Origin of the sequence: Hyalangium sp. (assembly GCF_035629615.1) — a bacterium.
Lineage (GTDB): Bacteria > Myxococcota > Myxococcia > Myxococcales > Myxococcaceae > Hyalangium.
The window spans coordinates 1-11969 of sequence record NZ_DASPHO010000839.1 but is presented as its reverse complement, the minus strand read 5'-3'; the positions used below and the strand labels follow the sequence as shown (position 1 = coordinate 11969).

The window sequence follows — 11969 nt, the reverse complement described above, 5'->3', positions numbered from 1 at the left end:
GGACAGCCCGTCTCGTCGGTGGCCTTCAGCCTGGATGGGCGTACCCTGGCCGCAGGCGGTAGCAGCGGGGTCCGGCTGTATGATGTTGGCTCCGGGCGCGAGCGCCTCGGCCTCCAGGGATACACGAGCGCCGTCTCGTCGGTGGCCTTCAGCCCAGATGGGCGCACCCTGGCCGCAGGCGCGAACGACGGCAAGATCCTGCTGTTTGGCATGCCGTGGTCAGATCATTACATCCAGCTCGATGGACACAAGAGCCTCGTCTCCTCGGTGGCATTCAGCCCGGATGGGCGCACCCTGGCCTCGGGCAGCTGGGACTTCTCGGTCCAGCTGTGGGACCTGGGGACTCGGCGCCGGCTGCGCTTCCTGAAAGGACACTCGAGTCCGGTGACCTCGGTGGCCTTCAGCCCGGACGGGGGCACCCTGGCCTCTTCGGGGGGCGATAAGACAGTACGGCTCTGGGACGTTGCGACCGGACGCCAGACCCGGCGCCTGGAGCATGCGAACTGGACGCAGTCCGTCGCCTTCAGTCCTGAGAAGGCCACCCTGGCCTCAGGCGACGTCGATGGGTCAGTGCGGCTCTGGTCCCTGTCGGGTGACGAGCCCTTCCAGGGGCTCCTCCGTGGAGCGAAGGCCGGGTGGCTGAGCCACCTCCGGGGACAGCCTGTCTTCCGTCATGATGATGGCCGCTTCCTCTATCGCCAGCAGGAGGATGGCGCGCTCGAACCCGTTCTGCCCCCTCGGCCCGACGTGCCGCCCCAGCTCTCCGCCAGCGCCACGCTGCGCGAGGCTCCGGGTGACTTTGGTTGGCTGGGAGAGCTCACGGTCACCCTCCGCAATGAGCAAGGGGCAGGCCGGGCGTATTGGATACGCATCGAGCCCCTTGAACTTCCACCGGGACTGCTCCTCCTGCCCCCAGCGCCCGTGCTGCGGCTGGAGGGCGGCAGCTCGGTGGAGCTTGCCATCGGTCTCTCCTATCTGAAGCCTGAGGAGGCGGAGGTTCCCCTGGAGCCCAAGGTCCGCCTCAAGGCCATCCATGCCTGGGGTGAAGGGCCCACTATCGAGCTTCCCATCGAGATCCTCACTCCGGAGCTGACCCTGGTGAACGGACCCAGCGTCAAGGACGACACCCTGACGGTGACACTCAAGAACACGGGCAGCCAGGACACCGGTTCGCTCCTCCTCGAAGGCTATTTCCGAGTGGGCGAGCGGAGGCTGCCCGGCCGTCAGCAGCTTCTCAGTCTGGCCCCAGGGCTGGACGAGTCGCTGCCATTCTTCATCCCCGCTTCCATCCGCGAGGCGGGCAAGTTCTCTTTCGAGCTCACGGCGAGCTACACGAAGTGGCCGCGCACGTGGACCTTCTCCGCCCCCGAGGTCAAGCTCCCCATTCCTCATGGCCTGTACATGGCGCTGACTCTGGGGGCGTTCCTGCTCTTCGGCTTCGTGTACTACGCGCGCGTGTACCGCAACCCGATGGTGGTGCACACCCAGCGGTCTCCCGCCACCCTCAAGAGCTATCCCCTGGCGCACATGCTCGAGGCGGATCAGGCCCTCCGGCGCGCGCGCCGCCTCGACTCCACCATCACCGCGGCGGGCATCCCCGCCACCCGCTGGCAGCGAGCGCTGTGTGGGGCGCAGAACCCTCAGGCTGCAGCCACGGCCTTCGCGGAGGCCACTGGCGGCAGGCTCGGTGCCAGCCTGAGCTTGAACACGTGGGCGTTGTCACTCCCACTCCTGCGGCTGCGCTTCGCCCGAGAGACTGCTGTCGTCGTCGTCGATGGGACCCGCCTGGAGTCCGGCGACGCCGAGCGCCGCATGGCTGATGTCTTCCAGGAGGGCCGCGGCCCCAGCCAGGTGCTCGTGCTCGACCGGACAGACGCGCAGAACGCGCGCCAGGTGCTCGAGGGCGTGCCGCGTGTCCGCAGTGTCGTCCTCTCCGCCAACCGGCTCCGGGACCTGCTGCTGGCCGATGAGCCCGGGCGTCTGCTGGAGACCACCATCTCCGAGCAGGTCGCCGTGTCGGAGCTGTCGCCCTACCAGGTGGCCGGTGGCGTGAAGCTGGAGAACCTCTTCTTCGGCCGCGAGCGCGAGGTGCGTGCCATCGCGGACCGCACCATCCGCAACTTCCTGGTGGTGGGCCAGCGGCAGATGGGCAAGAGCAGCCTGCTGCTCGCCGTGCTCCGCCGGCTCCAGGCCCGCTCGGATCTGGACGTGTGCTACGTGGAGCTCGCGGACGCAGGCCTGCACCGCCGGCTTGCACGGGAGCGCGTGGGTGTGCCCGCGGAGGGCGCTCTGCTCCCGCCCTTCGCGGAGATCGCCGCGGGTGTGCCCTCGCGGCCGCGGGTGTGGCTGGTCGATGAGGCCGATGACTTCATCAGCGCCGACGCCAAGGCGGGCTACCCGCTGCTGCAGGCCATGCGCGCGCTGGCCGAGGAGGGACGGGCCTACTTCATCCTCGCCGGCTTCTGGGACTTGTACCGGGCCGTGGTGCTGGACGAGAAGCAACCGCTGCGCAACTTCGGAGAACACCTCCGGTTGGAACCGCTGGATGCGCGCTCGGCGCTGGCGCTCGTCACCGAGCCCATGGCGGCCCTGGGCCTCCAGTGGGACACAGCCTCCACGCCCGAGCTCCTGGTCGAGCAGGCCGGGCGCCGGGCCAACCTGGTCGTGCTGGCCTGCAAGGCGCTGGTGGAGCTGCTGCCGCCCGACACCCACGTGCTCACCCGCGAGCACCTGGAGCGCATCCTCCGCGAGGACAAGGATCTGCGAGACCAGGGCCGCCGCTGGCGCGGAGACCATCCGCTCCACCGCGCCGTGGTGCGCCAGGCCCTGCTGCTCGGACGCCCCACGCGCGAGGAGGTGCGGCAGGCGCTCAAGGCCCGTGGCGCGGACATCCGCTCGGCTGACTTCGATGAGGCGATGGACCACCGCGAGCTGAGCTACGTGCTGGTACCCGACGGAGAGGGGCGCCTGTATTGCCCCGTCCCGCTCATGCAGCGCTACATCGAGTCCGAGCGGGGTCTGGAGGCGGGGCTCGCCGAGGATCTCGAGGACCTGCGCCGACGAGGGCTCGCCGAGGTGCCAAAGCCCGCGTGAAGCGAATCCGCAAGGAGGGCTGCTTCTCGGGCGCTACAGAGTGTCCTTGAGCGTAACGCAGCACGCCATCTGGGAGGGCGACCCCACAGGTAGTCACTACCACACGAATTTTCCAGCGGGTGGCTTGACGGCCATGGAAGGGAACGATCAGATGCACCAAGTCACTCGTCCGGAGGGGACATGGTCGACCATTCCTGGGTGCATGAGCTGTTCGCGAAGTTCGACCAGGGAGATATCGAAGGCTGGGCCGCCTATCTCTCGGAGGATGCCTCCTTCCGCATGGGCAGCGGCGTCCCCGTCTCAGGTCCCCAGGGCGCCAAGCAGGTGATCAGCGCCATCCTCACCCTGGCTCGCAACCTCCGCCATGACCTCATCGATGTCTGGCAGACCCCGCAAGGCATCGTCGTCCGCGGCGAGCTCTCCATGAACCGCATCAAGGACGGCCGCCGCATCACCGTCCCCTTCTGCAATGTCTTCGACATGAAGGAGCAGCGCATCCAGCGCTACCTCGCGCACCTCGACCCGTCCCCCATCTTCGGGTGACTTCGAGCGCTCACACTGTAAAGCTACAATAGCCGGAATCGTCTGAAATCGAGACAACTGTGACTTTTCGCACTGTCCCGTTTCAGGCCAATCTCTTTTCGCGTCCGCAGAGTCTTTTCTCCTGAGAATTCGGGGAATTACGTGCGCGCCGGTCCGCCTCTCCCCGGAGTGCTCCAGGAGGGGTGGAGCATGGATGCTCCACTGCGGGTTTCCCGTCTCTCGTGATTTCGCGGGGATCCCCATTGGCACGAGTGCTGCTAACCGCACCCCGCCTGTCCCTCACGGATGAGGGCGGAGTCCACGCAGCAGCGTCCCCCCACTCAAGGAGTCTTCATGCTTTCGTTGCGCAATGCGCTCGCGGCCGCCGCCGCGGCCCTCTTGCTGGCCGCCTGTGGTCCCCAGGGCCCCGAGTCCCAGGAGCCCGCGCAGAACCCCTCCAGCGCCGTCGCTGACGCAGCGACGGAGGCCGTCGGCCGCGGCTCCACCGGCCAGCTGGATCCGCTGTTCGACCAGGCCGCCCGCGAGTTCAACGTCCCGGCGGACCTGCTCAAGGCCGTCTCCTTCACGGAGACGCGCTGGCAGATGGTGCGCGGTGAGCAGGAGTTCGAGGGCATGCCGGCGGCCTTTGGCGTGATGGCCCTGCGAGGCGAGACGCTCGAGCGCGGCGCGGCCCTGGTGGGAGTCTCCGCCGAGGCAGTCCGCACCGACGCGCTGGCCAACATCCGCGCGGGCGCGGCGCTGCTGTCCTCCTACGCGGAGGAGCTCAACGTCGACCGTGGGGATCTGGGCGCCTGGGCCGCCGCGGTGGTGAAGCTCAGCGGCATCGAGAACACGGACGCGCAGGCCGAGCACGTGCACAAGGGTGTCTACTCCGCGCTGCGCACGGGCGTGGTGGCCGAGGGTCCGGACGGCCAGGTGACGGCGTCCATCATGCCCACGCAGGTGGAGGCGAAGTTCGCCAGCCCCTCCTTGCACGCCATGGCGGCGGGCCCGAACTACGCGGCCTCCATCTGGCGGCCCTCGCCCAACTACAACGCGCGGCCCTCGGGGACGAACGTCTCGATGATCGTCATCCACACCTGCGAGGGTGGCTACTCCGGCTGCTGGGGTTGGCTGACGAACTCGGCGGCGGGCGCCAGCGCCCACTACGTGGTGAACGAGAGCGGCAGTGAGATCTCCCAGCTGGTGAACGAGGCGAACCGCGCCTGGCACGTGGCGGCCAGCTACAGCTGCAGCCTCAATGGCAGCAAGGACTGCGGGCTCAACGGCGTGTCGGTGAACCACTTCTCGGTGGGCATCGAGCACGGCGGCTTCGCTAGCCAGTCCTCCTTCCCCGCGGGGCAGATCGACGCCTCGGCGAAGCTCTCGTGCGACATCTCGAAGGATCAGGTCATCACGCGTGACAGCTACCACATCGTGGCGCACGGGCGGCTGCAGCCGAACAACCGCACGGATCCGGGTCCGAACTGGCCGTGGTCCAGCTACATCAGCAAGGTCAACTCCTACTGCGGCAGCGGCGGCGGTGGCGGCACGAGCTTCGTCGTGGACAGCAACAACGCCAACAACAACTCCGCGGTGGCGCAGTTCGTCGGCTCGGCGAGCTGGGTCTCGGCCTCCTCCTCGCCCGGCTACTACGGCTCCAACTACTACTACGCCTCCACGCAGGCCATCTCCGACCCGGTGACCTTCCGGTTCTACCTGTCGGCGGCGGCGACGAAGACCCTCGACGCGTGGTGGACGGCGGGCACCAACCGCTCGGCCTCGACGCCCTTCATCATCTGGAACGCGTCCGGCACCAAGCTGGCCACGGTGTACAAGAACCAGCAGACGGGTGGCGGCGCGTGGCAGGAGCTGGGCACCTGGAGCTTCCCGGCCGGCTGGAACGAGGTCCAGGTCAGCCGCTGGGCCGCCGAGGGCTCCGTCGTCATCGCGGACGCCATCCGCGTCCGCTAGCGTCACCGCCTCATGAAGGCCCGGAGCGCATGGCTCCGGGCCTGTGGGACCTGACGAGGGTAGGGCTCGCCCCGCACTTCGAAGGTCGACCTCCCGGGCAGGAGGTGTGATGCTCCCCGCCTTCTTTGCTGGACCTCGCACGGCCGGAGTGGCGAGATTCCTGCACTGAACCGAGGAGAAAGCCCATGAAGATGCATCCACGACAGAAGTGGCTCCTGAGCGCCGCCGTGGCGCTGCTGGCCGCCTGCGCTTCCTGCAGCGACGAGGTCGATCCGGATCCCGACCCGGATCCCGATCCCCAGCCCGCGAAGTTCAGCCTTTCGGTCTCGCCCGACAAGCTCCCCGTGCTCCAGGGCTCGAGCGGCACCTTCGCCGTGACGGTGACGCGGGAGACGGGCTTCACCGGAGCGGTGACCCTCACGTTCAGCGGCCTGCCCACGGGCGCGAGCGCGGCGGGAGCGACGATCGCCAGCGACGCCACGAAGGCCGACATCACCGTGACGGCCGCGGGCACGGCCCCCCACTCCCTGCCCACCACCGTGACGGTGACCGGCACCTCCGGGGAGGCGACTGCCACGAAGACGCTCACCGTGACGGTGCGCGGCCCCGCGGGCTCGGTCGACACCAGCTTTGGCGGCGGCCCGGTGCTCACCGCGGTCGGCGCGAGCGAGGACTATGCGGAAGCCATTGCCGTGCAGCCTGACGGGAAGATCATCGTGGTGGGCCGCACCGCCACCGCTTCCGGCACGGACTTCGCCGTGCTGCGCTACGCCCGGGATGGCAGCCTGGACACGGAGTTCGGCACTGGCGGCAAGGTGTCTACCTCGCTGGCCACCGGCAGCGACGAGGCCTACGCGGTGGCTCTCCAGAGCGATGGGAAGATCCTCGTCGCCGGCTCCACCGAGCAGGCCGCGAGCGGCCTGGACTTCGCCCTGGCTCGCTACAACGCCAACGGCACCCTGGACACGACCTTCGGGACGGGTGGAACGGTCACTACCGCCTTTGGCAACGGAACGGACCGGGCCTTTGCGATCACCGTCCAGGCAGATGGCAAGATCGTCGTGGGTGGCGAGTCCACCGTCACAGGCACCGGCCAGGACTTCGCGCTGGCTCGCTACAACGCCGATGGCAGCCTGGACACGGGCTTTGGCACCGGCGGCAAGGTGCTCACCGCCCTGAAGGCCGACAACGGCAAGGACGTCATCTACTCTCTCACGAAGCAGACGGCGGGCGGGGAGACGCGCATCATCGCTGCCGGCGGGGATGGAGACTTCATCCTGGCCCGCTACACCGCGAACGGGACCCTGGACTCGAGCTTCGGCACGGCAGGCAAGATCGTCGGGCTCTTCGGCTCGCCCACTGGCTCGGCCCGGTCGGCGGCCCTCACCTCCGACGGGAAGCTCGTGGTGGCCGGCGCGAGCAACAACGACTTCTCCCTGGTCCGCCTGAGCGCGGACGGCGCGCTGGACACGGGCTTTGGCACCGCGGGCAAGGTGGTGACCCCGGTGAGCACGACCGACAACTTCGATGAGGCCACGGCTCTCGCCCTGCAGAGCGACGGCAAGCTCGTGGTGGCTGGCTGGGTCAACGCGGGGAGCAGCTCGTCCGCGGACTTCGCCGTGCTGCGCTACGAGGCCACGGGCGCGCTCGACACCGGCTTCGGCACCGGGGGCAAGGTGGTCACCGCGGTCGCCTCGGGAACGAAGAGTGACCAGGCCCGCGCGTTGGCGCTCCAGCCGGATGACCGGGTGCCGGTGACGCGCATCGTGGTCACGGGCTTCGCCAACGAGTCCAACAACGAGTTCGCGCTGACCCGCTACTGGCCCTGAGCACAGCACGCCCGTGAGCTGCGCACCTCGGCTCGGGTGTGCAGCCTCGCGGTGGATTGAGCCCGCTGGGAGGGGATGCGCTGTGGCAAGCTCGTGGCCCGCATGGCGTCCCCTCCGCTCCTCCGGCTCACGGACATCACCCGGAGCTTCCCAGGCGTCGTCGCCAATGACCGGGTGAGCGTGGACTTCCACGCCGGCGAGGTCCACGCCCTGCTCGGAGAGAACGGGGCGGGCAAGACGACGCTGATGAACATCCTCTATGGCCTGTACGCGCCGGACTCGGGGGAGCTGTCCTTCGAGGGCCGCCCGGTGCGGGTGGGCTCGCCCGCCCAGGCATTGAAGCTGGGCATTGCCCTGGTGCCCCAGCACCCGCTGCTCGTGGAGCGGCACACGGTGGCGGAGAACCTGGCGCTCGGGCTGCGCGACGGCTTCCTGCTCACCCGGCGCCGGTTGCTGGCGAGGCTGCGCGAGCGGCTGGCCGGCCAGCCGCTGCAGGTGGACCTCGAGGCCCGGGTGGAGAGCCTCTCCGCGGGAGAGAAGCAGCGGCTGGAGATCCTCCGCGCGCTCCTGCAGGGCGCCCGCATCCTCATCCTGGACGAGCCCACCAGCGTGCTCACCCCGCAGGAGGTGGTGCCGCTCTTCGAGCAGCTTGCCCGGCTCAAGGCCCAGGGACTGGCCATCCTCTTCATCAGCCACAAGCTGGACGAGGTGCTCGCCCACGCCGATCGCATCACCGTGCTGCGCGCGGGGAAGAAGGTGGGCGAGCTGCCCGCGCGCGAGGCCTCCCGGGAGCAGCTGGTGAGGCTGATGCTGGGGCGGGAGGCGGTGCCCCGTCCGCGGCTCTCGCCGCCCCAGCCCGGCGTGCGGCTGGAGGTGATGGACCTGGAGGTGCGCTCCGATCGCGGGCTGCCCGCGGTGCGCAAAGCGGGCTTCACCGTGGCGCCGGGGGAGATCCTCGGCATCGCGGGGGTGGCCGGCAGCGGCCAGCGCGAGCTCGTGGAGGCGCTCACGGGCCTGCGCCCGTTCCGAGGCCAGGTGCGGCTGGAGGGCCATCCTTTAGAGGGGCTCTCTCCGGCGCGGCTCTTCGAGCGGGGCGTGGCCCATGTCCCCGAGGAGCGGCCCGCAGGCACCGTGCCCGCCATGAGCGTGGCGGAGAACCTGGCCCTGCGCACCTTCCGCACGAAGCTGCGCCGCGGCCCCTGGCTGGATCGCGAGCGCCTGGAGCGCCAGGCCACCGAGCTCATCCAGACGTACCAGATCGCCACACCGGGCCCGCGCACGCCGCTGCGGCTGCTGTCCGGCGGCAACATCCAGCGCACCGTGCTCGCGCGGGAGCTGGACGGGTCGCCGCGGCTGCTGATCGCGGTGCACCCCACGTACGGCGTGGACGTGGGGGCCACCGAGCAGGTGCACCGGCTCCTCATCCAGCGGGCGCAGGAGGGCATGTCGGTGGTGCTGGTGACGGAGGATCTGGACGAGCTGTTCGCCCTCTCGCACCGGGTGGCGGCGCTGTACCAGGGCGAGCTGCGAGGGCCCTGGCCCGCGGGCGAGGTGAGCCTGGAGCGGCTCGGGCGGATGATGACGCAGGCGGCGGAGGGCGCGGCATGATCCGCCTCGAGCAGGATCCACTGCCTCGCCGGTCCAAGCTCGTGGCCGTGTACGCAGGGGCCATGGCGCTCGCGTTCACGTTGGCGGGCGGAGTCTTCGCCGCCTACGGCGTGGGCCCGCTGGAGGCCTACGGCACACTCCTAGAGGGAACGCTGGCCGATCGCCAAGGACTGGCCGAGGTGCTGCGCCGCACCATCCCCTTGCTGCTCATTGGCAGCGGGCTCACCCTGGCGTTCCGGGTGAGCTTCTTCAACATCGGCGCGGAGGGCCAGCTGCTGATGGGCGCGGTAGCGGGCGGAGCCGTGGCGCTCTTCCTCCCCGCGAGCGCCCTGAGCCTCCCTCTCATGTTCCTGGCGGGTGCGGTGGCCGGAGGGCTGTGGACCCTGCCCGCCGCGTGGCTGCGCGCGCGCGTGGACGTGAACGAGATCCTCACCACGCTGATGTTGAACTCGGTGGCCGGCTACCTCGTCATCTATCTGGTCAGCGGTCCCTGGCGCGGGCAGAACGTGCAGGGCTTCACCTATACGGACGAGTTCCCAGGCCCGGCCCGGCTGCCGCACCTGGGAGACACGCTGGTGCACTGGCCCACGCTGGTGCTGGGGATAGTGCTGGCGGTGGCGCTGCAGGTGCTGCTCACGCGGACTCCGCTGGGCTACGAGCTGCGCGTGGTGGGGGCGAGCTCCCGGGCGGCGCGCTACGCGGGCATGCCCATTCCCCGGGTGGTGCTGCTCACCGGGCTGCTGTCGGGCGGCGCGGCCGGACTGGCCGGCGTGGGCGAGGTGGCCGGCATCCACTACCGCCTGCTCGACCCTGCGCACATCTCTCTGGGCTACGGCTTCACAGCCATCATCGTGGCATGGCTCGCCCGAGGCCAACCGGCGCTGGTGCTGGTCACCGCGCCGCTCATGGGCCTCATCCTCGCCGGAGGAGATCTGCTGAAGATCAGCCTCAACATGCCCTTCCGGGTCATCGACGTCTTCAGCGGGCTGCTGCTGCTGTGCCTGATCGCCGGAGAGTCCCTGGCGCGCTATCGCCTCAGGTGGGCGCGATAAGGGGAAGGTCAGAGGGGCAGCCGTTGTCATGGCTGCTCTGAGGTGGGCGGGCGAGGAGCTTCGTAGGATGCCCGGACACACAGGCCGTTGTACTCGTAGCCTCCTCCTCCGCAGGGTGGTTCCTTCTTGAAGATGGCCCAGCACACGCCCAGCGCCTCAAGCTCATAGTCGGGAATGCAGGGCGGTTTCTTCTGCCCCGGCCGTGGGGTCTTGGGCATCGGCAGGCCCAGGCCGTAGGAGGAGGAACCCAGGCGCGGGGATTGGGCCGCGGACAGGAGCCCCTGCTCCCCCACGCCCGCATCCCGCGTGTCCACGGGCGGCGCATGCCACTCCTCGGCAATGGAAGGGGGCGGCTCGTCTTCTCGTCCTCGGCCATACCGAGGCTCGAAGAAGGCCACCCCCATCATCCCGCCCACCGCGGCGGCGATGCCCGAGGAGAGCCATGCAGGCAAGGCCCTGCGGACGGCGCGGTGCTTGGGTGCAGTCGAGGGGCGAGAGGAGCCAGACCGGCTGGAGCAGCCTGAGCGCGAGGAGAAGCGCGGCCCCCCCTCCTCGGTGGAGGCGGCTGCCGGTGTGGGGCGGATGGGCCTGTCCGCCTCGGGCCCCGCCTGCTGCGCGGCGCGCTCCAGGGCTTCGGCTATCTGCGTGGCGGTGCCGCGAGCCTGACTGTCCTCGGAGAGCAGGCGCAGGGTGATGCCCTCCAGTTCCAGGGCCACGGTTGCCAGCTCACGCGGGCGAAGCCACTTGCGGGAGTACTCCCCCTCGCTCTCGGTGACGGGAGGCAGGTAGGTGCCAGTGACGAGCCGGTAAGCCGTCACTCCGAGCGAGTACAGGTCATCCGAGGCACGCGCCTGCCAGCGGGCCTCGGTGTCCCTGCGGAAGCGCCACATGAAGCGCAGCAGCTCCGGAGAACGGTAGGGCGTGGTGCCTGGGGGAGCGGTGGTGTCCGTGAGAGGTCGAGCGTCCGGCAGCCAGCCCGAGCCGAAGTCCACCAGCACGGCTCTTCGCTCGGGGGTGACGCGGATGTTGTCGCCCTTCACATCCCGGTGGACGGCGCCAGCGGCGTGGACGGCCTCGAGGCCTCGGGCTGCCTGGGCAAGCACCTGCAGCACTTCGCGCGAGGAGCGCTCTTCCTCCTGTGCCCAGTCGTAGAGGGTGAAGCCTTCCACGCACTGCATGACGACATAGGGGTAACGGTGGTGCTGAGGGGAGGTCCAGCTCCCAGAGTCTTCGTAGCCAGGCACAGCGGGGTGGTGGATGCGCTGGAGCAGCTCTGCCTCCCGCTCGAAGCGGGGGTCGTTTGGCTGCTTGGCCATCTTCAAGGCGAAGGAGCCGGCCTCGGGGTGTCCTGCTCGCTGGACACGGAAGACCACGCCGTAGCTGCCGGAATCCAGGCGCTCGAGGATGAGCCAGGGGCCCACGAGTGAGCCGCGAGCGAGGACCTGTGGACCACTGACCGTCACACCATCATGACTCAAGGGTCTCCTCCGGAAGAGACAGGGAGCTGGAGGAGACCCTACCTCATAGGTGACCCAGGAGACACCTGGTCCTATGGGTTGAGCGCAGAAGAAGGCCCTGGAGCGAACACACCGAGCACGCGGTGGAGAGTGGCTCGCACTGACGCCCCTGCCGGGAGCGCGCCAGGCAAACCTGTCAGACAAGCAGACAGGTTGGGCGAGAGCGCCGCCGCCGGAGTGGCCCCGAGTCGGTTGATTCGCCGTCCGTAGAAACGAAGAGGCCCGGTCACCTGGACAGGTCACCGGGCCTCGGGTGGGACTCGCGCGGAGACTACAGCGTGGGCTTGCCGACCACGTTGCCGCAGTAGGCGCTGGAGCCGCAGGTGGTGCCGACGCTGGTGTACCAGGCCGACTTGCGCGTGCCGTACTGACGG

General features: G+C 69.4%; 6 protein-coding genes and 1 pseudogene. 6 read left to right on the top strand and 1 reads right to left on the bottom strand.

What is annotated here, in order from left to right; genetic code table 11:
- From VD972_RS42275 to VD972_RS42250, 6 genes and pseudogenes are all read left to right on the top strand, one after another.
- A pseudogene (locus VD972_RS42275) lies at positions 1-3093 on the top strand (hypothetical protein); the annotation flags it as partial.
- A 180-nt stretch (positions 3094-3273) separates the two neighbouring features.
- Positions 3274-3636: a nuclear transport factor 2 family protein gene (locus VD972_RS42270; protein WP_324995217.1), complete on the top strand. Its 363-nt coding sequence runs from the start codon at positions 3274-3276 to the stop codon at positions 3634-3636.
- Positions 3637-3969: 333 nt separating this feature from the next.
- On the top strand, positions 3970-5589 hold the full coding sequence (locus tag VD972_RS42265; protein WP_324995215.1) for an N-acetylmuramoyl-L-alanine amidase: 1620 nt from the start codon (positions 3970-3972) through the stop codon (positions 5587-5589).
- 185 nt (positions 5590-5774) lie between these two features.
- The gene (locus tag VD972_RS42260) at positions 5775-7418 is read left to right on the top strand and encodes a hypothetical protein (protein WP_324995213.1); all 1644 of its coding nucleotides are present in this window, start codon (positions 5775-5777) and stop codon (positions 7416-7418) included.
- Between the two features lie 75 nt (positions 7419-7493).
- Entirely contained in the window at positions 7494-9026 is a 1533-nt protein-coding gene (locus VD972_RS42255; RefSeq protein WP_324995211.1) for an ABC transporter ATP-binding protein, read from the top strand.
- Positions 9023-10078: an ABC transporter permease gene (locus VD972_RS42250; RefSeq protein WP_324995209.1), complete on the top strand. Its 1056-nt coding sequence runs from the start codon at positions 9023-9025 to the stop codon at positions 10076-10078. Before VD972_RS42255 ends, VD972_RS42250 begins: the two co-directional genes overlap by 4 nt.
- Positions 10079-10104: 26 nt before the next feature.
- On the opposite strand, the gene VD972_RS42245 is transcribed toward VD972_RS42250, so the two are convergent.
- Positions 10105-11556 carry a serine/threonine-protein kinase gene (locus VD972_RS42245; RefSeq protein WP_324995207.1) on the bottom strand — a complete coding sequence of 484 codons (1452 nt, stop codon included), beginning with the start codon at positions 11554-11556 and terminating at the stop codon, positions 10105-10107.
- Positions 11557-11969 lie beyond the last annotated feature (413 nt).